This is a genomic window from Arthrobacter sp. Soil763 (assembly GCF_001428365.1).
In the GTDB taxonomy this organism is placed as follows: domain Bacteria; phylum Actinomycetota; class Actinomycetes; order Actinomycetales; family Micrococcaceae; genus Arthrobacter.
The window spans coordinates 535233-556490 of the sequence record NZ_LMSH01000002.1; the positions used below are offsets into that span (position 1 = coordinate 535233).

Below are 21258 nucleotides of genomic sequence, written 5' to 3' on the forward strand. Positions count from 1 at the left end.
ACTAAAAGTGATAGCGCATCGGGGTAGGAGGGCTGCTACTTCGCCTTGCCGAGGAAGTCCTGCAGGCGGCCGACGCCGGTTGCGAGGTCCTCATCGCCCAGCGCGTAGGAGAGGCGCAGGTAGCCGGACGGGCCGAAGGCCTCGCCGGGCACCACTGCAACCTCGACCTCGTCCAGGATCAGTGCCGCGAGCTCGGCCGAGGTCGAGGGCCGGGCCGGGCCGTTCGCCGTCGGGAACTCCTTGCCCAGCAGCGCCCGGACGTCGGCGTAGACGTAGAAGGCGCCCTTCGGGGTGGGGCAGTCCACGCCCTCGATCGCGTTCAATCCGGCCACGATGGCCTTGCGCCGCCGGTCGAAGGCCACCTTCATCTCGTCGACCGCGGTCAGCGGGCCGGATACCGCGGCAAGGGCGGCGATCTGCGGGATGTTGGAGACGTTCGAGGTGGCGTGGGACTGCAGGTTGGTGGCGGCCTTGATGACGTCGGCCGGGCCGATCATCCAGCCGACCCGCCAGCCGGTCATGGCGTAGGTCTTGGCGACGCCGTTGAGGATGACCACTTTGTCGCCCAGTTCCGGGACGGCGGTGGCGATCGAGGAGAATGGCATGCCGTCGTAGGTGAGGTGCTCGTAGATCTCGTCCGTGACCACCCAGAGGCCGCGGGATGCGGCCCAGAGGCCGATCTCCCGGACCTGCTCCGGGGTGTAGACGGCGCCGGTGGGGTTGGAGGGGGAGACGAACAGCAGGATCTTGGTGCGGTCCGTGACCGCCGCCTCCAGCTGCTCCACGGTGACCAGGTACTCCTGCTCCGGGCCGGCGAAGACCTCAACCGGGACGCCGCCCGCCAGCCGGATCGCTTCCGGGTAGGTGGTCCAGAACGGCGTCGGGACAATGACCTCATCGCCCGGGTCCAGCAGCGTCGCGAAGGTGTTGTAGACAGCCTGCTTCCCGCCGTTGGTGACCAGCACCTGCGATGCCTCGGCCTTGTAGCCGGAGTCCCGGAAGGTCTTAGCCGCAATCGCCTGCTTCAGCTCGGGCAGCCCTCCGGCGGGGGAGTAGCGGTGGTACTTCGGCTGGCCGGCGGCCTCGATGGCGGCCTGCACGATGTAGTCCGGGGTGGGGAAGTCGGGTTCACCCGCACCGAAACCGATGACCGGCCTGCCGGCAGCCTTCAACGCCTTCGCCTTGGCATCGACAGCCAGTGTGGCGGATTCGGCTATGGCGGAAATGCGCTGGGAAATGCGGGCGGCAGGCATTGCGGGTCCGTTCTTCGCGTACAGCTCAGGGCTGGATGTGGGATTCGACGAAATCTACTCTATGCTGATCTGCGGATCCTCCGGGGTGCCGGGGTCGAATGTGACCCGCGCGGTTTTGCGGCCTCACGGCGTGCAAAACGCCGCAGGCAGCCAGGGCGGAACGGGCCGGTTCGACGTGGACGCAGATGTTGCGTAGACTGGTTCTCCGGTGTTGAAAACACGATGATGGCGTGCGCCTCAGGGAAACCTGCGGAACAGGCGCGTCTTGGCCGGTTTTCGATCCATAGGGTAGTGGCGCAATTGGTAGCGCAGCGGTCTCCAAAACCGCAGGTTGCAGGTTCGAGTCCTGTCTGCCCTGCGCAAGCTGTTCCGGATTTCACCGGAACAAGCGCAGCAACCATGGTTCAGTCCAGAGCCGGGTGTCCGACATCGCAAGGATGAGTGAGGATCAGGTGACCGAAACGGCTGCCAGCAGCTCTAAGGGCCGCCCCGCCAAGAACGCCCCCAAGGCAGGATTCTTCGCTCGGATTGCACTCTTCGTCCGCCAGGTCATCGGTGAACTGAAGAAGGTTGTCGCACCCACCCGCAAGGAATTGATCAACTACACACTCGTGGTGCTGGTGTTCGTGGTCATCATGATGGTGATCGTCACCCTGCTGGACCTGGCCTTCGGGACCGGAGTGAGCTGGGTCTTCGGCGGAACGGGCGCCACGGACCGCTAAGGCGACCGGTCCGCAGACTGCGTGGACGCCCGCTAATCCGGGCTTTCCGCGGGGTGTGCGGAATTGAGTCATTTAAATAGGCATGTTAGGCAATGAGGAAGCAGGAGACCAAGTGTCTGAGCAGGAGCTCGAGGTAACTGAGACTGAGCTGGATAAGAGCCAGGACGCCGTGGTGGAAACCCCGGAAGAGTCCGAGGCCGCGTCTGCTGCGCCCGAATCCGACGCCGCCGACGAGACCGCCGCTGAAGCCGACGTCGACGTCGAAGAGTCCGCTGCCGGCGACGCCGAGGAAGCCGAGGAGGGCGACGCCCTTGCCGCCGCCGCCGCTGCCGCTCCCGTGGACCCCGCCGAAGAATTCAAGGCCAAGCTGCGCCGCCAGGAGGGTGACTGGTACGTCATCCACTCCTACGCCGGCTACGAGAACCGCGTGAAGGCCAACCTGGAAACCCGCATCCAGACTCTGGACATGGAAGATTACATCTTCGAAATCCAGGTTCCGATGGAGGAAGTCGTTGAGATCAAGAACGCTCAGCGCAAGGTCATCAACCGCGTCCGGATCCCCGGCTACGTGCTGGTCCGCATGGACCTGACCGACGCCTCCTGGGGCGCCGTCCGCCACACCCCGGGTGTCACCGGCTTCGTGGGCAACGCCCACAACCCCGTGCCGCTGCGCCTGGACGAGGTCTTCTCCATGCTCGCCCCCGTCTTCGAGGAAGAGCAGGCCGAAAAGGGCAAGCCGGTCAACAAGCAGAACCAGGCTCCCGTGGCCGTCGACTTCGAGGTCGGCGAATCCGTCATCGTCAAGGAGGGCCCGTTCGAGACCCTGCCCGCGACGATCGCCGAGATCAAACCCGAGTCCCAGACCCTCGTGGTGCTGGTCTCGATCTTCGAGCGCGAGACCCCCGTGACCCTGGCGTTCAACCAGGTCAGCAAGATCTAGCACCACCCACAGAATTCGCCCCGGGCTGCCCGCTTAGCAGCCCTGGAGCGGCCGGCCGCCTCGCCATGGCGGCCAACCACCTGAGGCACGCTCCTGTGTCCCAGGACGTAATTGAGAGAAGGACCCTACATTGGCTCCCAAGAAGAAGGTCACCGGCCTCATCAAGCTGCAGATCCAGGCAGGTGCCGCCAACCCGGCCCCGCCGATCGGTCCTGCGCTTGGCCAGCACGGTGTCAACATCATGGAATTCTGCAAGGCGTACAACGCTGCGACGGAAGCCCAGCGCGGCAACGTTATCCCCGTGGAAATCACGGTCTACGAAGACCGTTCCTTCACGTTCATCACCAAGACCCCGCCGGCTGCAGAGCTCATCAAGAAGGCCGCAGGCGTCGCCAAGGGTTCGGCTACCCCGCACACCGTCAAGGTTGCCAAGCTGACCCAGGCACAGGTCAACGAGATCGCCTCCACCAAGATGGAAGACCTCAACGCCACCAGCCTCGAAGGCGCCGCGAAGATCATCGCCGGCACCGCCCGCTCCATGGGCATCACCGTCGAGGGCTAGTACCCACCGCTGACGCGGCGCCGGGACGGGAAACCGACCACGACGCCGGACAGCACCGCCGGGCGACCGGCACCACCTGAACATTGAATATCGGAAATCCGTCAATAGCCTTCGGATGCCCGACTGTGGCAGGGCCCAGCGCGGTCCGCAGACCACAACTGCACAAGGAGAAAAAGCAGCATGGCAAAGCGCAGCAAAGCATATGAGGCAGCCGCCGCCAAGATCGACGCGGAGAAGTTCTACGCGCCGTTCGAGGCAGTGACCCTCGCCAAGGACACCAACCCGTCCAAGTTCGACGCCACCGTCGAGGTCGCCTTCCGCCTGGGCGTTGACCCGCGCAAGGCCGACCAGATGGTCCGCGGCACGGTCAACCTGCCGCACGGCACCGGCAAGGTCGCCCGCGTCCTGGTCTTCGCCACCGGTGACAAGGCCGAGGCCGCAATCGCCGCCGGCGCCGACTTCGTTGGTTCCGACGACCTGATCGAGAAGATCTCCGGCGGCTGGACCGACTTCGACGCCGCCGTCGCCACCCCCGACCTCATGGGCAAGGTGGGCCGCCTGGGCAAGGTCCTCGGTCCGCGTAACCTGATGCCGAACCCGAAGACCGGTACCGTGACCGCCGACGTCACCAAGGCCGTCAACGACATCAAGGGTGGCAAGATCGACTTCCGCGTCGACAAGCACTCGAACCTGCACTTCATCATCGGCAAGGTTTCCTTCGACGCCGTGAAGCTGGCCGAGAACTACGCCGCCGCACTGGAAGAGGTCCTGCGCCTCAAGCCCTCCGCTTCGAAGGGCCGCTACATCCAGAAGGCCACCGTCGCCACGACGTTCGGTCCGGGCATCTCGGTTGACCCCAACGTCACCAAGGTCCTGACCGAGGCCTAAGCCTCGACGCGGCCCTGCCGCGCAAGCAGAGAAAGACCGTCCCGCCTCGGCGGGGCGGTCTTTTTCCATGTCCCGGCGGCGGCTAGGCTGACCCGGTGAATGCCGCCTACGCCATTGAACCCCTGCACCTGCCGGAAACCCTCGACGCCGCCGACGCTGCCGAGTTCGTTGAGTTCGGCCGGCTCTGCGACGCGCTCACCCTGGAAACCTGGGGCCACCTGGACCGGGCCACGCCGGCCGCGGGGCGGCTGCGCTACTGGCGGGACAACCCGTACACCCGCACGCGGCTCTTCTTCGTCCGCGTCGACGGCGAGATGGCGGCCAAATCCTGGGTCCGCTTCGAGCAGCAGGAAAACCGCACCAGCGCCCTCCTGCACGTCGCCGTCCTCAACGCCTACGCCGGCCGGGGGATCGGCCGGGCGCTGCTGCAGCACGCCGAGGCCCTCGCCGGCGCAGACGGCCGGACCGTCCTGATGACCTTCACCGAGCATCCGGCCGACTTCGACCCGGAGGGCCCGGACGTGATGACCCCGCAGACCGGGACCGGCGCCGTGCCGGCCTCGGCCCGGGGCGTCCGCTTTGCCGCCGCCGCCGGTTACCGGCTGGAACAGGTCGAGCGCTACAGCAGCCTGGACCTCGCCGCCGCAGCCCCGGAACTGGACCGGCTCGAAGGCGAGGCGCTGGCGCGGGCCGACGGCTATGAACTGCTGCGCTGGACCGACCACTGCCCGGAGGAGTACGTCGACCAACTCGCGCAGCTCATGTCGAGGATGAGCACCGACGCCCCCACGGGAGGACTGAGCTACGACGAGGAGACCTGGGACGCAGCCAGGGTGCGGCACGTCGAGGACACCTGGAAGAGGGCCGGGAACGTCTCCCTGGTGACGGCCGCCCGCCACACCGGCAGCGGCGAGCTGGCGGCGTACACCGTGCTCGAACTCGCGCCCGGGAAACCGTGGCTCGCCGACCAGGACGACACCCTCGTGGCCGCAGCGCACCGCGGCCACCGGCTGGGCATGCTCGTCAAGATCGCCAACCTGCGGCGGCTCACGGATTACCCGGAGGTCGAGCGCGTTACCACGTTCAACGCGGCGGAGAACGACCACATGCTCGCCATCAACGTCGCCCTCGGGTTCCGGCCCGCCGGCTGGGACGGCGAATGGCAGCGCACGCTGCCGGCCGCCGGCGGGGCCGGCGGGGGCTGATCCGGAGTACCCGAAACCGCCCGGGCAGGGCATGGAATGCGGGCGGGAACCGGCATATGCTGGCCCTGAAGGCCCGGCCCCGAGCCGGGCCCGCACCGGCCAGTAGCGCATTGGCCGGTGGAGCATCGGGCGGCAGGATGGCTGGGAACATGCCCGCTATGGAGCACGAGGTACGGGTCGAGCAGCTGTGGATCCCGGATTCGCTGGACGGAGACGACGCCGCAGACTTCATCGCCGCCGTCGAAGTGGGGCGCAAGGTCCGGATGCAGACGTGGGGAAGTGACGACCTCGCCTACGCCCCGCTCGAGAAGCTCCTGGAGATGGCGGACCCCTACGAACGCCAGGTCATCCTGGTGGCCAAGGTCGACGGCGTGATTATCGGGACCGTGGACATCGCCCTGCCGCTCGCGGACAACCAGGAACTCGCGGAATTCACCCTGGACATCCTTCCCGAATTCCAGGGCCGCGGTGTCGGACGGCAACTGCTGGAGGCCGCCGAGCACCTGGCCCGGGACGAAGGCCGGCACACCATCCTGATCGACACCAACCACCCCGCCGCCACCCTGGCCGACAGCGCCGCCGGGCAGCTCATCCCCGGCTCCGGCCTGGGCTTCGTCCCGCTCAAGAGCCGGGAGGTCGAATTCGCCCAGCACACCGGCTACACCCTGCAGCACATCGAGCAGTTCAGCTCCTGCACCCTGCCGCTGGACAGCAGCCTGGTTGCCGCACTGCAGGCCGAGGCGGAGGAAGCCAACGCGGGACGCTACCGGCTGCACCACTGGACGGACCGCTGCCCGGAACAGTGGCTGGAAGCCGTCGCGGCCCTGGAGAACAGCGCCGGGGAGGACGGCATCCCGGGCGCCGAGGACGGGACCCTGGTGTTCGACGGCGGCATCCTGCGCGAGGCCGAGGAGGTCGCCATCGCGCAGGGCCGGCGGACCGTGGTCACCGCCGTCGAGCACCTCGCGAGCGGTACCCTCGTCGGCCTGACCACCATCAGCGTGCTGGCGCTGCGCCCCGACGTCGTCTTCCAGGACGATACCGTCGTGCTGGCCGAGCACCGCGGCAACAAACTGGGCCTGCTGATCAAGGTTGCCAACATGGAACGCCTGACCGAGCAGTTCCCGGACGCGCGGGTGCTCTACACCTGGAACGCGCCGGAGAACCGCTACCTGCTGACGGTCAACCAGCAGCTTGGCTTCACCACCGCGGGGGTGACGGGCATCTGGCAGAAGGAACTGCCGGACCTGCGCCCCAGCGTCAGCTGAGCCGATTTGGAGCATGCCGGGGGCGTCCCGTAAGCTGGGAGAACCAAAGACCGTCGGTTGTTGGAAATCCACTCTCCCAAGCAAGGCTCAATTCTGCAGCCGCGCCGGGAGGCCCCGTGGGTTTCCGGACGAAGGACCCTGACATAGGGCGGCCGGCGCAGGTGAACGAAGCAAAGTTCCGCGGTACGACCGCGTCGAGCCAAGCCCCGTGCATCTGCGCGGGGCGTTTTTAGTTTTAGCTCACCTGAGCGGGGACCCGGACAAACCGGCATTATCCCCGGAAGGAGGGTTATGGCAACGCCTAGCAAGGTTTCAGCAGTAGCTGAGATCACTAACGATTTCAAGGAATCGACCGCCGCTGTCCTGACCGAATACCGTGGGCTCACCGTTGCACAGCTCAAGCAGCTGCGTGTTTCTCTCGGCCAGGAAACCAAGTTCTCGGTCGTCAAGAACACCCTGACCGCAATTGCAGCCAAGGAAGCCGGTGTCGAAGCATTCGACGGCCAGCTTGCCGGCCCCACTGCAATCGCGTTCATCAAGGGTGACGCAGTTGCCGCTGCCAAGAGCCTGACGGATTTTGCCAAGGCCAACAAGCAGCTGGTCATCAAGACCGGTTACTTCGAGGGCAAGGCACTGAACGCCAGCGAAGTTGCTGCCCTGGCAGCACTCGAGTCCCGTGAGCTGCAGCTCGCCAAGGTTGCCGGTGTCCTCAAGGCACCCGCCGCCGCTGCTGCACGCATCATCGACGCTCTGCGCCTCAAGCTTGAAGAAGAGAACGGTGCACCGGCAGCTGCCGAAGCGCCCGCCGCTGAAGAAGCCCCCGCAGCAGAAGCTGAAGCTCCGGCCGAAGCCGCAGCTGCCGAAGAGAACTAACTCTCTTACAAACCAGACTCCGGTGCGGGGACACGGCGCATGCCGACCGGCACCACTATAGGAAGGACGCCAACCATGGCGAAGCTCACCAACGAAGAGCTCATTGAAGCTTTCAAGGAACTGACCATCATCGAGCTCTCCGAGTTCGTCAAGCTCTTCGAAGAGACCTTCGAAGTTACCGCTGCTGCGGTTGCAGTTGCCGGCCCCGCCGGTGGCGGCGCTGCTGAAGAGGCTGAAGAGAAGACCGACTTCGACGTCATCCTCGAAGCTGCTGGCGACAAGAAGATCGCAGTGATCAAGGAAGTTCGCGCCATCACCTCCCTCGGCCTCAAGGAAGCCAAGGACCTGGTCGACGGTGCACCGAAGGCTGTCCTCGAAGGCGCCACCAAGGAAGCTGCCGAGAAGGCCAAGGAGCAGCTCGAGGCTGCCGGCGCCACCGTTACCCTCAAGTAACACGGCCCGCCAAGGCTCCCCGGGATACGGGGGCCGGCCCTTCGGGAAACCCCGTCCACTTCGGTGGGCGGGGTTTCCTGCGTTTGCGGGCTCGTGGGCCCCGGCGGCGGTCCCCGGTGTGCACCGGGTGAACGCAGCACAAATGATTGTCTGCTCTCTTTTCATGGCGGGACAGCGGCCCTAGACTGTGGCATTGTGCCGACCGGCCGCTACCAAGGAGCCCCCACCATGACTGATCCCTCCACCGCTTTCTCCCGCCGCGCCATGCTCACCGCGGCCTTCGTCGGCGGCAGTGCGGCGGCCGCCGCGCTCTCCGCCCCGGCTGCGCAGGCCACCCCGGCCAACGGCCGCAAGCAGTTCACCCTGACCGTGCTCGGCACCACCGACCTGCACAACAACGTCTTCAACTGGGACTACTTCAAGGACCTGCCCTACGCAGACGCCGCGGGCAACAAAGTTGGCATCGCCCAGGCCGCAACCCTGATCAAGGCCGTCCGGGCCGAGCGCGGGGCCGCCAACACGCTCACCATCGACTCCGGCGACACGATCCAGGGAACGCCCCTGGCCTACTACTTCGCCAAGGTCAACCCGATCTCCGAGACGGTCAAGCACCCGATGGCGCTGGCGATGAACGCGGTGGGCTACGACGCCGTCGGGCTCGGCAACCACGAGTTCAACTACGGCATCCCGATGCTGCGGACCTGGGAGAAGCAGCTGGACTTCCCGCTGCTCGGCGCGAACGTGCACGACGCCGGCACCGGCCGCCGCGCTTTCACCCCGTATGTCCTCAAGCGGGTTAAAACCGAAAACGGCTGGCTGACCGTCGGTCTTGTGGGCTTCGTAACCCCCGGCTGCGCCCTGTGGGACCGGGACAACGTCCAAGGCAAGCTGGACTTCAACGGCATCGTGGAGGAGGCGAAGACGGTCATCCCCGAGATGAAGGCCGCGGGCGCCGACGTCGTCATCGTCTCCAGCCACTCCGGTGCGACCCCGGGCTCGTCCTACGGCGATGCCTTGCCCTTCCCCGAGAACGCCTCCACGCAGCTCGCCGAAGAGGTCCCGGGGATCGACGCTATACTGGTCGGCCATGCCCACCTGGAGATCCCCGAGCGGTTCGTCACCAACAAGGCCACCGGCCGGCCGGTGCTGCTGACCGAACCCCTCAAGTGGGGGATGCGCGTGTCCGTCATGGACCTGGAGCTGGTCAAGCACCGGGGTCAGTGGCTCGTCGCCTCGGCGCACGCTCACCTGCTGGACGCCAAAACGGTCGACGCCGATCCCGCCGTCGTCAGCGCCGTCCAGGCCGGACACGAGGCAACGGTGAAGTACGTCAACCAGGTGATCGGCACGTCCACCGCCCCGCTGAGCACGGCCACCGCCTGCTGGGAGGACTCGGCGGCGATCGATGCGATCAACTATGTCCAGGCGAGCACCGTCAAGGCCGAACTGGCGAACGGTCCGGCCGCCGGGCTGCCGGTGCTGTCCATCGCGGCAGCGTTCTCCCGCTCGGTGGACGTCAAAGCCGGACCGCTGACCATCCGGGACGTGGCCGGGCTGTACATCTTCGACAACACCCTGCTGTCCATCAAGGTCACCGGGGCGCAGGTCAAGGACTACCTCGAGTGGTCGGCGCAGTACTTCAAGGCGGTCAGCGGCACGACGGCCCGGGCCGCGGACGTCACCAATGCCGCGACGGCGCTGGCGCCCAACGGGACCCCGGACTACAACTACGACGTCGTCTACGGCCTGGACGCGCCGCTGAACTACGAGATCGACCTGGCCCGCCCGGTGGGGGACCGGATCCGCAACCTGAGCTACGACGGCGCGCCCGTCCCCGCGGGCATGGAGTTCGCCATGGCCATCAACAACTACCGGCAGAGCGGCGGCGGCGGGTTCCCCGGGGTCAAGTCGGCCCCGGTCCTCTCGAACAGCCAGCAGGAAATCCGGCAGCGCATCATCGACTACGTCGTGGACCGCGGCACCCTGGACGCGGCGGTGTTCAGCCAGGCCAACTGGCGCCTGACGGTCAACGGCGAGCCCCTGACCGTGACCGCCTGATTCCGGCCCGCCAGGCAGCTGGCCGGGGGCTCGGGAGCAGTTAACCCGGGCGTGCTACCAGTCAGAGGGGCTCGGTGATGTCCGCGACGACGGCGCCCAGCGCGGCCACCAGCGCGTCCGCGTCGACAAAGGCGCTGTAGCCGTGTTCGCCGGCTCCCACGGAGATCCGCCGCCCGGCGACGGCGGCGTCAGCGTAGACGGGCCAGGCGGTGGTGCTGCCGAGCGGGGTGATGGTGCCGCGCTCGTAGCCGGTGGCCGCGAGGGCGACGTCGGCGGGAGGCAGCGAGAGCTTGTTGACCCCGACCAGCTGGCGCAGCTTGGGCCAGGAGATCTGCCGGTCGCCGGGGACCAAGGCAAAAAGGAAGCTGCCGTCCTTGCGCTTGACCACGAGGGACTTGACGATGTCCCCGGGGCGGATGCCGAGGATCGCGGCGGCCTCCTCCAGGCTGGCCGCGGCCTGCCGCTCCACGAGGTCAACGGCCAGGCCGCGGGCAGCGGCGTCGGCCAGGAACCGTTTCCTGCCGGCGCCGCCCCCGCGGCCCTCGCCCGAGGCCAGCTCGCTCATCAGTCGCGGTACAGCAGCAGGGCCTCGCCCTGGCCGCCACCGCCGCAGAGCGAGACGGCCGCCTTGCCGGTGCCGCGCCGCTTGAGCTCGTGGGCCGCGTGCAGGGCCAGGCGGGCGCCGGAAGCGCCGATCGGGTGGCCCAGGGCGATGGCGCCGCCGTGGATGTTGCACTGCTCCAGCGGGTAGTCGAGGTCCTTGAGGGACTGCACGGCCACCGAGCCGAAGGCCTCGTTGATCTCGATGAAGTCCAGGTCCGCGGGGGTCCACCCGGCCCGCTCCAGGGCACTCTTGATCGCGTTGGAGGGCTGGGAGTGCAGAGAGTTGTCCGGCCCGGCGACCTGGCCGGGCTTGCCGACGACGGCGAGGTACTCCAGGCCGTTGTCCTCGGCGAACTGCCGGGAGCTGAGGACCAGGGCGGCGGCGCCGTCGGAGAGCGGGGAGGAGTTACCGGCGGTGATGGTGCCGTCGGTGGCGAACGCGGCGCGCAGACCGGCCAGCGAGGAAACGGACGTGTCCGGACGGACCCCCTCGTCACTGTTGACCAGAATCGGTTCACCCTTGCGCTGCTTGACGCTGATCGGGGCGATCTCGCCGTCGAACACGCCGTCCTTGGCGGCGCTGGCGGCACGCTGGTGCGAGGCCGCCGCCACTTCGTCCTGGGAGGTGCGGTCGATCCCGAGGGTGACGTTCTTACTTTCCGTGGACAGGCCCATCGACTGCCCGTCGAAGGCGTCGGTGAGGCCGTCGTGGGCGGCGGCATCGAGCGCCTGGACCGACCCGTAGGTCCAGCCCTGCCGCGACCCCGGCAGCAGGTGCGGGGCCCGGCTCATCGACTCCTGGCCGCCGGCGACGACGACGGCGGCCTCGCCGCTGCGGATCAGCCGCGCGGCGTCGATCACGGCGGTGAGGCCGGAAAGGCAGACCTTGTTGATCGTCACGGTCGGAACATTCCAGCCGATGCCGGCGCCGATGGCGCTCTGGCGGGCCGGGTTCTGCCCGGCGCCGGCCTGCAGGACCTGGCCCATGATGACCGAGTCGACCTGGTCCGGCCGCACTCCGCCGGCGGCCAGGGCCGCACGGATCGCATGGCTGCCGAGCTCGACGGCGGTGAAGCCGGACAGCTGCCCGTTCAGCCGGCCCTGCGGGGTGCGGGCGGCGGCGAGGATGACAACATCGTTGTTGTCCGCGGAGTTGCTCATGATTATCTCTTCCGATCTGTGGCGGTGTCCTTCTAGGCTATCGTGACCCCCGTCACCGGGCCATTTGCTCCCGCCGGCCCGCGCTGCCGGGGGAGGGGGCCGTGCTTGCATTGTGGCCGCAAGTGGGGTAGACAAGTAGGTTGCTTTGCCGTATCGTAGATATTTGCGTCTTCCCTGTTTACCTTCAGCCTTCATATAGCGGTGGGCTTAGCCTGGCAGCTGCTCCATCAATGTGCCGTCTACAACGTGCACCAGCATGGGCAGTGCGGGTCCCGGGTCATATAGCGGAACCGGACTGGTAGCACTGCGGAGTCACTTTCGCAGGGTGCATAACGGGGGAGATCTGAAAACGCCTGAAGGTCTGTGGAAGGATCCCTCTTGGTCGCCTCGAGCACCTCTAATGTAAACAACGCTACCGCTATCAATGCCGACAGCACCGACGGTGCAACCCGCCGGCTCTCCTTCGCCAAGATTCACGAACCGCTTGACGTTCCGAATCTGCTTGCCCTGCAAACCGACAGCTTTGACTGGCTGGTCGGGAACGAACGCTGGCAGGCGCGCGTCGCGAAAGCCGTCGAGGAAGGCGACCTCAGCGTCGCCACCACCTCGGGCCTGTCCGACATCTTCGAAGAGATCTCCCCGATCGAGGACTTCCAGGGCACCATGTCCCTGAGCTTCTCCGAGCCGGAGTTCGCTGACCCCAAGTACACCATGGCCGAGTGCAAGGACCGGGACGCCACTTACTCGGCTCCGCTGTACGTCAAGGCCGAGTTCATGAACAACAACACGGGCGAAATCAAGCAGCAGACCGTGTTCATGGGTGACTTCCCGCTGATGACCGAGAAGGGCACCTTCGTCGTCAACGGCACCGAGCGTGTCGTCGTCTCGCAGCTGGTCCGTTCCCCGGGCGCGTACTTCGAGCGCACCGCCGACAAGACCAGCGACAAGGACATCTTCACCGCGAAGATCATCCCGTCCCGCGGCGCCTGGTTCGAGCTTGAAATCGACAAGCGCGACCAAGTCGGCGTCCGCCTCGACCGCAAGCGCAAGCAGTCCGTCACCGTGCTGCTGAAGGCCCTCGGCTGGACCGAAGGCCAGATCCTCGAAGAGTTCGGCCAGTACGACTCCATGCGCGCGACGCTGGAGAAGGACGCCACCGAAACCCGCGAGGACGCCTTGCTGGACATCTATCGGAAGCTGCGCCCGGGCGAGCCGCCGACCGTTGAGGCTGCCCAGTCCCTGCTGGACAACCTGTACTTCAACTCCAAGCGCTACGACCTGGCCAAGGTCGGCCGGTACAAGATCAACCGCAAGCTTGGCATCGACCGCTCCCTTGGCGACAAGGAAGCCTCGGTCCTGCACGTTGAAGACATCGTGGCCATGATCAAGTTCCTGGTCGCCCTGCACGCCGGTGAGAAGACCCTCATGGGCAAGCGCGACGGCCAGGACCACGAGCTGCGCGTCGAGATCGACGACATCGACCACTTCGGCAACCGCCGTATCCGCGCCGTCGGCGAGCTCATCGAGAACCAGGTCCGCACCGGCCTGTCCCGCATGGAGCGCGTGGTCCGCGAGCGGATGACGACCCAGGACGTCGAGGCGATCACGCCGCAGACCCTGATCAACATCCGCCCCGTGGTGGCAGCGATCAAGGAGTTCTTCGGAACCTCCCAGCTGTCCCAGTTCATGGACCAGAACAACCCGCTCTCGGGCCTGACCCACAAGCGCCGCCTGTCCGCGCTGGGCCCGGGCGGTCTGTCCCGTGACCGCGCCGGCATGGAAGTCCGTGACGTCCACCCGTCGCACTACGGACGTATGTGCCCGATCGAAACCCCTGAAGGCCCGAACATCGGCCTGATCGGTTCGCTGGCGTCCTACGGCCGGATCAACCCGTTCGGTTTCATCGAGACCCCGTACCGCCTGGTCAAGGACGGCATCGTCTCCGATGAGGTCCAGTACCTCACCGCCGACGACGAGGCCGAGGTGCTGATCGCCCAGGCCAACGCGCCGCTCGACGAGAACAAGAAGTTCGCCGAGGAGACCGTCCTGGTCCGTGCCCGTGGTGGTGGAGGCGAGCCCGTGCTGGTTCCCGCCGCCGACGTCGAGTTCATGGACGTTTCCCCGCGCCAGATGGTGTCCGTGGCAACCGCCCTGATCCCGTTCCTCGAGCATGACGATGCCAACCGTGCACTCATGGGTGCCAACATGCAGCGTCAGGCCGTGCCGCTGGTCCGCTCCGAGGCGCCGTTCGTCGGCACCGGTATGGAGCGCGCCGCCGCCGTCGACGCCGGTGACGTGGTCATCGCGAAGAAGGCCGGTGTGGTCACCGAGGTCTCCGCCGAACTCGTGGTCGTGCTCAACGACGACGGAACGGAAACCAACTACCGGATCAGCAAGTTCGCCCGCTCCAACCAGGGCAACTGCTACAACCACCGTGTTCTGGTAAACGAAGGCCAGCGCCTGGAAGTCGGCGGCATCATCGCCGACGGCCCGGCAACGGACCAGGGCGAGCTCGCCCTCGGTAAGAACCTGCTCGTGGCATTCATGTCATGGGAAGGCCACAACTTCGAGGATGCCATCATCCTGTCCCAGCGGATCGTGGCCGAGGACGTCCTGTCCTCGATCCACATCGAGGAGCACGAGATCGACGCCCGCGACACCAAGCTTGGTGCCGAGGAAATCACCCGTGACATCCCGAACGTCTCCGAAGAGGTCCTCGCGGGCCTGGACGAGCGCGGCATCATCCACATCGGTGCCGAGGTCGAAGCCGGCGACATCCTGGTCGGCAAGGTCACCCCCAAGGGCGAGACCGAACTGACCCCGGAAGAGCGCCTGCTGCGCGCCATCTTCGGTGAGAAGTCCCGCGAAGTGCGCGACACCTCCCTGAAGGTGCCCCACGGCGAGTCCGGCACCGTGATCGGTGTCCGCGTCTTCGACCGCGACAACGACGACGAGCTGCCCCCGGGCGTCAACCAGCTGGTCCGCGTCTACGTGGCCGCCAAGCGCAAGATCACCGACGGCGACAAGCTCGCCGGCCGCCACGGCAACAAGGGCGTCATCTCCAAGATCCTTCCGGTCGAGGACATGCCCTTCCTTGCTGACGGCACCCCCGTTGATATCGTCCTGAACCCGCTGGGTGTCCCGGGCCGTATGAACGTCGGCCAGGTGCTCGAAACGCACCTCGGCTGGGTTGCCAAGACCGGCTGGAAGATCGAGGGCGAGCCCGAGTGGGTCAAGCAGCTGCCGAACCTGCCGCGCGAAAGTGGCCAGACCACTGTCGCGACGCCGGTCTTCGACGGCGCCCGTGAGGAAGAAATCACGGGCCTGCTGGACTCCACCAACGTCACCCGCGACGGCGACCGCCTGATCAACTCCTCGGGCAAGACCCGCCTGTTTGACGGCCGCTCCGGCGAGCCGTTCCCGGATCCGATCTCGGTCGGCTACATGTACATCCTGAAGCTCCACCACCTGGTGGACGACAAGATCCACGCGCGCTCCACCGGCCCGTACTCCATGATCACGCAGCAGCCGCTGGGTGGTAAGGCACAGTTCGGTGGCCAGCGCTTCGGTGAAATGGAAGTGTGGGCGCTCGAGGCTTACGGCGCCGCCTACACGCTCCAGGAACTCCTCACGATCAAGTCTGATGACATCCACGGTCGTGTGAAGGTCTACGAAGCCATCGTCAAGGGCGAGAACATCCCGGAGCCGGGCGTTCCTGAGTCCTTCAAGGTCTTGATCAAGGAAATGCAGTCGCTGTGCCTGAACGTGGAAGTGCTTTCCACGGACGGAACCACAATTGAAATGCGTGACTCTGATGACGCAGTCTTCACGGCTGCGGAAGAACTGGGCATCGATCTGTCTCGTGCAGAGCCCAGTTCCGTAGAAGAGGTCTAGCAGGGAGTCCACTACGGCGGGCCCGCGCCCGCCGTCGTGGACGACCTCCCTCTTCCCGTAACCCAAGACTTCAGAATTTAGAGAACAAGAGAGAACAGGGACCCTATGTCCAGCGAATCCTCCTTCGGCCTCATGCAGATCGGCCTCGCCACCGCGGAAGACATCCGCGGCTGGTCTTACGGCGAGGTTAAGAAGCCGGAAACCATCAACTACCGCACGCTCAAGCCCGAGAAGGACGGCCTCTTCTGCGAGAAGATCTTCGGCCCGTCCCGCGACTGGGAATGCTACTGCGGCAAGTACAAGCGCGTGCGCTTCAAGGGCATCATCTGCGAGCGGTGTGGCGTTGAGGTCACCCGCGCCAAGGTGCGCCGTGAGCGCATGGGCCACATCGAGCTGGCCGCCCCGGTCACGCACATCTGGTACTTCAAGGGCGTTCCGTCCCGCCTGGGCTACCTGCTCGACCTGGCGCCGAAGGACCTCGAAAAGGTCATCTACTTCGCCGCCTACATGATCACCAGCGTCGACGCTGATGCACGCCACGAGGAACTGCCCAACCTGCAGGTTGAGCACGACATCGAGAAGAAGCAGCTGATCGACAACCGCGACTCGGACATCGCCACGATCGCCCGCGACCTGGAGAACGAGCTTGCCCGTCTCGAGGGCGAGGGTGCCAAGGCCGCGGACAAGAAGAAGGCCCGCGACTCCGCCGACCGCCAGATGGCCAACGTGCGCAAGCGCGCCGACGCCGAGATCGAGCGCCTCGAGCAGGTCTGGGACCGCTTCAAGAACCTCAAGGTCGCCGACCTCGAGGGCGACGAGGGCCTCTACCGCGAACTGCGTGACCGCTACGGCATGTACTTCGAAGGCGCCATGGGTGCCGAGGCGATCAAGAAGCGCCTCGAAACCTTCGACATGCAGGCCGAGTCCGACATGCTGCGCGACATCATCGCCAACGGCAAGGGCCAGCGCAAGACCCGCGCCCTGAAGCGGCTCAAGGTGGTCAACGCGTTCCTGACGACCAACAACAGCCCGCTCGGCATGGTGCTGGACGCCGTCCCGGTGATCCCGCCGGAACTGCGCCCGATGGTCCAGCTCGACGGCGGCCGCTTCGCGACCTCCGACCTGAACGACCTGTACCGCCGCGTGATCAACCGGAACAACCGCCTCAAGCGCCTGCTTGACCTCGGTGCTCCGGAGATCATCGTCAACAACGAGAAGCGCATGCTTCAGGAAGCCGTTGACAGCCTCTTCGACAACGGCCGCCGCGGCCGTCCGGTCACCGGACCGGGCAACCGTCCGCTGAAGTCCCTGAGCGACATGCTCAAGGGCAAGCAGGGCCGTTTCCGCCAGAACCTCCTCGGCAAGCGCGTCGACTACTCCGGCCGTTCGGTCATCGTCGTCGGTCCGCAGCTGAAGCTGCACCAGTGCGGCCTGCCGAAGCAGATGGCGCTGGAGCTCTTCAAGCCGTTCGTGATGAAGCGCCTGGTTGACCTCAACCACGCACAGAACATCAAGTCGGCCAAGCGGATGGTCGAACGCTACCGCCCGCAGGTCTGGGACGTGCTCGAAGAGATCATCACCGAACACCCGGTGCTGCTCAACCGTGCACCCACCCTGCACCGCCTCGGCATCCAGGCGTTCGAGCCGCAGCTGGTCGAAGGCAAGGCCATCCAGCTCCACCCGCTGGTTTGCGGCGCCTTCAACGCCGACTTCGACGGCGACCAGATGGCAGTCCACCTGCCGCTGAGCCCCGAAGCCCAGGCCGAAGCCCGGATCCTGATGCTGTCCTCGAACAACATCCTGAAGCCGTCCGACGGCCGCCCGGTGACGCTGCCGTCGCAGGATATGATCATCGGCCTCTACCACCTGACCACCAAGCGTGTCGGTTCGGCGGGCGAAGGCCGGGTCTTCTCCTCGATCTCGGAAGCGATCATGGCGTTCGACCTGCACGAGCTGCACCTGAACTCCAAGATCAAGATCCGTCTCGACGACTTCGTCCCGTACGCCGGCTGGGAAGCTCCCGAAGGCTGGGAGCCGGGTCAGACCGCGCTGGTCGAGACCTCCCTTGGCCAGGTCATCTTCAACCAGACGCTGCCCGCGGACTACCCGTGGGTTGAGGCTGTTGCCGACAAGGGCGAGCTGTCCCGGATCGTCAACGACCTCGCCGAGCGTTACCCGAAGGTCGTCACGGCGGCAACGCTGGACAACCTGAAGGATGCCGGTTTCTACTGGGCAACCCGCTCGGGCGTCACGGTCGCCATCTCCGACATCGAGGTTCCGGCGTCCAAGCCGGAGCTCCTCGCCGGTTACGAGACCATGGCCGCGAAGATCCAGGGCCAGTACGACAAGGGCCTGATCGACGACGACGAGCGTCGCCAGGAACTGATCGAGATCTGGAACAAGGCAACCAACGAGATCGCCCAGGCGATGCGTGACAGCCTGTCGCCGATGAACACCATCAACCGCATGGTGTCCTCCGGTGCCCGTGGTAACTGGATGCAGGTCCGCCAGATCGCGGGTATCCGTGGCCTGGTGGCCAACCCGAAGGGCGAGATCATCCCGCGTCCGATTAAGTCCTCCTACCGCGAGGGCCTGTCGGTGCTGGAGTACTTCATCGCCACGCACGGTGCCCGTAAGGGTCTGGCCGACACCGCGCTGCGTACCGCCAACTCGGGTTACCTGACCCGTCGTCTGGTGGACGTCTCGCAGGACGTCATCGTCCGTGAAGAAGACTGCGGCACCGAGCGCGGCCTCGTCACCCCGATCGCCGTGGCCGACGCCAACGGCGAGCTGGTCCTGGACGAGAACGTCGAGAACAGCGCGTACGCCCGCACCCTGGCCGTCGACGTCGTCGACGCCAAGGGCAACGTCCTGGCCGCGGCCGGCACCGACTGCGGCGACGTTGTCATTGCCGAACTGTTCGCAGCCGGCATCACCGAGGTCAAGGTCCGCTCCGTACTCACCTGTGAGTCCAGCGTCGGCACCTGCGCGCTCTGCTACGGCCGTTCGCTGGCCACCGGCAAGACCGTGGACATCGGCGAGGCCGTCGGCATCATCGCCGCCCAGTCCATCGGTGAGCCGGGTACCCAGCTGACCATGCGTACCTTCCACACCGGTGGTGCTGTTTCCGCCGGCGGCGGCGACGACATCACCCAGGGTCTGCCCCGTATCCAGGAGCTGTTCGAAGCCCGTACCCCGAAGGGTGTTGCGCCGATTGCCGAGGCAGCCGGACGCATCACCATTGAAGAGTCCGAGCGCCAGATGCGACTGGTCATCACCCCCGATGACGGGTCCGAAGAGATCGCCTACCCGGTCTTGCGCCGTTCCCGCCTCCTGATCGAGGATGGCGAGCACGTGAGCGTTGGCCAGAAGCTGATCAACGGTCCGGTCGACCCCAAGCAGGTGCTGCGCATCATGGGTCCCCGTGCCGCGCAGAAGTTCCTGGTGGACGAGGTCCAGGGCGTGTACCGCAGCCAGGGCATCGGTATCCACGACAAGCACGTCGAGGTTATCGTTCGCCAGATGCTGCGCCGCGTCACGGTCATCGAGTCCGGTGAATCGGACCTGCTGCCCGGCGAGCTCGCCGAACGCAGCCGGTTCGAGGATGCCAACCGCCGCGTGGTTTCCGAGGGCAAGACGCCGGCCTCCGGCCGTCCCGAGCTCATGGGCATCACCAAGGCGTCCCTGGCGACCGAGTCCTGGCTGTCCGCAGCTTCCTTCCAGGAGACCACCCGCGTCCTCACGCAGGCGGCCATGGAAGGCAAGAGCGATCCGCTGCTCGGCCTCAAGGAAAACGTCATCATCGGTAAGCTCATCCCGGCCGGCACGGGTCTCCCGCGCTACACCGAGGTCACGGTGGAACCGACTGAGGAAGCGAAGGCCAATCTGTTTACCGGCCCGAGCGCCTTCAGCGATTTCTCCTACGATTCGCTGGGCGGCGACGGAGCTCCCGAGTTCCACGCCATCCCGCTGGATGACTACGACCTGGGCAGCGACTTCCGCTAAGGGTTAGCAGTCCCGCGACGGTCCCCCACCACACGGTGGGGGACCGTTCCGTTTAAGCCGGTCACGGCGTGGACGGCGCAACCGTCGGGGGGGAGGGACGGGGGAGCGGGCGGCGCTGTGGAGGCCCCGGTCCGCGCCGATTAAGGGCTGGGGGCCGTCCATGTTAGACTGGAGACTAATTGTTATTGTGGCAGTGGATGAGAGCGCCGGTTTAGCCAACAGCTTCGAGCTGAAGAGCTAAACCAGGACGACGTTTCCGGTTTGCAGGGTTCTTGTGCAACGTATGCCACATTTTCGCATGCCTAGGGGCCTTTCAGGATGAGAATCCGGGGCCCGTGCATGCGGTCCGACTATTAAGGCTTCGCCTCAGCTGCTCTGGAGAGATCTTCAAAGCTCGAGCGGCGGGGCGCAGCGACAAGAGAGCGGCCGCCAACGGCCGCTCCGGATAAAACGGAGAACACGAGAGTGCCTACGATTAACCAGCTGGTCCGCAAGGGCCGCACGCCTAAGGTCTCGAAGACCAAGGCTCCCGCGCTTAAGGGCAGCCCCATGCGCCGTGGTGTTTGCACCCGCGTTTACACCACGACCCCGAAGAAGCCGAACTCGGCTCTCCGTAAGGTTGCGCGTGTGCGCCTCAACGGTGGCATTGAAGTCACCGCTTACATCCCCGGTGTAGGCCACAACCTGCAGGAGCACTCCATTGTGCTCGTCCGTGGCGGCCGTGTTAAGGACCTTCCGGGTGTCCGTTACAAGATCGTCCGTGGCGCCCTTGATACCCAGGGTGTGAAGAACCGTAAGCAGGCACGCAGCCGCTACGGCGCAAAGATGGAGAAGAAGTAATATGCCTCGCAAGGGTCCGGCCCCCAAGCGGCCGCTAGTACTAGATCCCGTTTACGGCTCCCCGCTGGTCACGCAGCTGATCAACAAGGTGCTGGTTGACGGCAAGAAGTCCACCGCAGAGCGCATCGTCTACGGTGCCCTCGAAGGCGCACGCGCCAAGTCCGGCGGCGACCCGGTCGCAGCCCTCAAGAAGGCCATGGACAACGTCAAGCCTTCCCTCGAGGTCCGCTCCCGCCGCGTCGGCGGCGCGACCTACCAGGTCCCCGTCGAGGTCAAGCCGGGCCGTTCCACGGCCCTCGCCCTCCGCTGGCTGGTCGGCTACTCCAAGGCCCGCCGCGAGAAGACGATGACCGAGCGCCTCCAGAACGAAATCCTGGATGCCTCGAACGGTCTCGGTGCCGCTGTGAAGCGTCGCGAGGACACCCACAAGATGGCCGAGTCCAACAAGGCCTTCGCACACTACCGCTGGTAATACTTCCCGGACGCCGTCGGCTCAACCGAGTCGGCGGCGAACGTGCAGTCCATCCGAAAGG

The 21258-nt window shown here is 66.1% G+C and carries 16 protein-coding genes and 1 tRNA gene; 14 read left to right on the forward strand and 3 right to left on the reverse strand.

Annotated elements, in window-relative coordinates:
* Window positions 1-35 precede the first annotated feature (35 nt).
* Window positions 36-1253 carry a pyridoxal phosphate-dependent aminotransferase gene (locus tag ASG71_RS06100; protein WP_056737792.1) on the reverse strand — a complete coding sequence of 406 codons (1218 nt, stop codon included), beginning with the start codon at window positions 1251-1253 and terminating at the stop codon, window positions 36-38.
* Window positions 1254-1538: 285 nt separating this feature from the next.
* On the opposite strand from ASG71_RS06100, the gene ASG71_RS06105 reads away from it, so the two are divergent.
* The 10 genes from ASG71_RS06105 to ASG71_RS06150 all read left to right on the forward strand — a co-directional run bounded on the left by ASG71_RS06105 (window position 1539) and on the right by ASG71_RS06150 (window position 10222).
* Window positions 1539-1611 (forward strand) — tRNA-Trp (locus ASG71_RS06105).
* A gap of 79 nt (window positions 1612-1690) precedes the next feature.
* The gene (gene secE, locus ASG71_RS06110; protein ID WP_056738571.1) at window positions 1691-1975 is read left to right on the forward strand and encodes a preprotein translocase subunit SecE; all 285 of its coding nucleotides are present in this window, start codon (window positions 1691-1693) and stop codon (window positions 1973-1975) included.
* Window positions 1976-2087: 112 nt separating this feature from the next.
* Window positions 2088-2915 (forward strand): transcription termination/antitermination protein NusG, encoded by an 828-nt coding sequence (gene nusG, locus ASG71_RS06115; protein WP_056737793.1) that lies wholly within the window; start codon window positions 2088-2090, stop codon window positions 2913-2915.
* Between the two features lie 130 nt (window positions 2916-3045).
* A complete protein-coding gene (gene rplK / locus ASG71_RS06120) occupies window positions 3046-3477 on the forward strand; it encodes a 50S ribosomal protein L11 (protein WP_003803853.1) in 432 nt (143 codons plus the stop codon).
* 180 nt (window positions 3478-3657) lie between these two features.
* Window positions 3658-4365, forward strand: a complete 708-nt coding sequence (gene rplA / locus ASG71_RS06125; protein ID WP_056737794.1) for a 50S ribosomal protein L1 — start codon at window positions 3658-3660, stop codon at window positions 4363-4365.
* 95 nt (window positions 4366-4460) lie between these two features.
* Window positions 4461-5570: a GNAT family N-acetyltransferase gene (locus ASG71_RS06130; RefSeq protein ID WP_056737795.1), complete on the forward strand. Its 1110-nt coding sequence runs from the start codon at window positions 4461-4463 to the stop codon at window positions 5568-5570.
* Between the two features lie 158 nt (window positions 5571-5728).
* A complete protein-coding gene (locus ASG71_RS06135; protein WP_056737796.1) occupies window positions 5729-6838 on the forward strand; it encodes a GNAT family N-acetyltransferase in 1110 nt (369 codons plus the stop codon).
* A gap of 291 nt (window positions 6839-7129) precedes the next feature.
* Window positions 7130-7711: a 50S ribosomal protein L10 gene (gene rplJ, locus ASG71_RS06140; RefSeq protein WP_056737797.1), complete on the forward strand. Its 582-nt coding sequence runs from the start codon at window positions 7130-7132 to the stop codon at window positions 7709-7711.
* A gap of 75 nt (window positions 7712-7786) precedes the next feature.
* A complete protein-coding gene (gene rplL, locus ASG71_RS06145; RefSeq protein WP_056737798.1) occupies window positions 7787-8164 on the forward strand; it encodes a 50S ribosomal protein L7/L12 in 378 nt (125 codons plus the stop codon).
* Window positions 8165-8392: 228 nt separating this feature from the next.
* Window positions 8393-10222, forward strand: coding sequence for a bifunctional metallophosphatase/5'-nucleotidase (locus tag ASG71_RS06150; protein ID WP_056737799.1), 1830 nt, complete (start codon window positions 8393-8395; stop codon window positions 10220-10222).
* Window positions 10223-10283: 61 nt separating this feature from the next.
* Here the strand turns inward: ASG71_RS06150 and ASG71_RS06155 are convergent, their stop codons facing one another.
* Entirely contained in the window at window positions 10284-10787 is a 504-nt protein-coding gene (locus tag ASG71_RS06155; protein ID WP_157366249.1) for an aminoacyl-tRNA deacylase, read from the reverse strand.
* Window positions 10787-11986, reverse strand: coding sequence for an acetyl-CoA C-acetyltransferase (locus ASG71_RS06160; protein WP_056737800.1), 1200 nt, complete (start codon window positions 11984-11986; stop codon window positions 10787-10789). Before ASG71_RS06160 ends, ASG71_RS06155 begins: the two co-directional genes overlap by 1 nt.
* A gap of 378 nt (window positions 11987-12364) precedes the next feature.
* Here ASG71_RS06160 and rpoB point away from each other — a divergent pair, with 378 nt between their 5' ends.
* From rpoB to rpsG, 4 genes are all read left to right on the forward strand, one after another.
* Window positions 12365-15880, forward strand: coding sequence for a DNA-directed RNA polymerase subunit beta (rpoB, locus tag ASG71_RS06165; protein ID WP_056737801.1), 3516 nt, complete (start codon window positions 12365-12367; stop codon window positions 15878-15880).
* 105 nt (window positions 15881-15985) lie between these two features.
* The gene (locus tag ASG71_RS06170; protein ID WP_056737802.1) at window positions 15986-19885 is read left to right on the forward strand and encodes a DNA-directed RNA polymerase subunit beta'; all 3900 of its coding nucleotides are present in this window, start codon (window positions 15986-15988) and stop codon (window positions 19883-19885) included.
* Window positions 19886-20350: 465 nt separating this feature from the next.
* Window positions 20351-20725: a 30S ribosomal protein S12 gene (rpsL, locus tag ASG71_RS06175; protein WP_003803830.1), complete on the forward strand. Its 375-nt coding sequence runs from the start codon at window positions 20351-20353 to the stop codon at window positions 20723-20725.
* 1 nt (window position 20726) lies between these two features.
* Complete coding sequence (gene rpsG, locus ASG71_RS06180; RefSeq protein ID WP_026531948.1) at window positions 20727-21197, forward strand: 30S ribosomal protein S7; 471 nt, start codon at window positions 20727-20729, stop codon at window positions 21195-21197.
* Window positions 21198-21258: the final 61 nt, after the last annotated feature.

Coding starts and splice junctions, on each gene's coding strand:
- ASG71_RS06100 (WP_056737792.1), bottom strand. CDS start 1,253: ATGCCTGCCGCCCGCATTTCCCAGCGCATTTCCGCCATAGCCGAATCC.
- secE (WP_056738571.1), top strand. CDS start 1,691: ATGAGTGAGGATCAGGTGACCGAAACGGCTGCCAGCAGCTCTAAGGGC.
- rplA (WP_056737794.1), top strand. CDS start 3,658: ATGGCAAAGCGCAGCAAAGCATATGAGGCAGCCGCCGCCAAGATCGAC.
- ASG71_RS06135 (WP_056737796.1), top strand. CDS start 5,729: ATGGAGCACGAGGTACGGGTCGAGCAGCTGTGGATCCCGGATTCGCTG.
- rplJ (WP_056737797.1), top strand. CDS start 7,130: ATGGCAACGCCTAGCAAGGTTTCAGCAGTAGCTGAGATCACTAACGAT.
- rplL (WP_056737798.1), top strand. CDS start 7,787: ATGGCGAAGCTCACCAACGAAGAGCTCATTGAAGCTTTCAAGGAACTG.
- ASG71_RS06150 (WP_056737799.1), top strand. CDS start 8,393: ATGACTGATCCCTCCACCGCTTTCTCCCGCCGCGCCATGCTCACCGCG.
- ASG71_RS06155 (WP_157366249.1), bottom strand. CDS start 10,787: ATGAGCGAGCTGGCCTCGGGCGAGGGCCGCGGGGGCGGCGCCGGCAGG.
- ASG71_RS06160 (WP_056737800.1), bottom strand. CDS start 11,986: ATGAGCAACTCCGCGGACAACAACGATGTTGTCATCCTCGCCGCCGCC.
- ASG71_RS06170 (WP_056737802.1), top strand. CDS start 15,986: ATGTCCAGCGAATCCTCCTTCGGCCTCATGCAGATCGGCCTCGCCACC.
- rpsG (WP_026531948.1), top strand. CDS start 20,727: ATGCCTCGCAAGGGTCCGGCCCCCAAGCGGCCGCTAGTACTAGATCCC.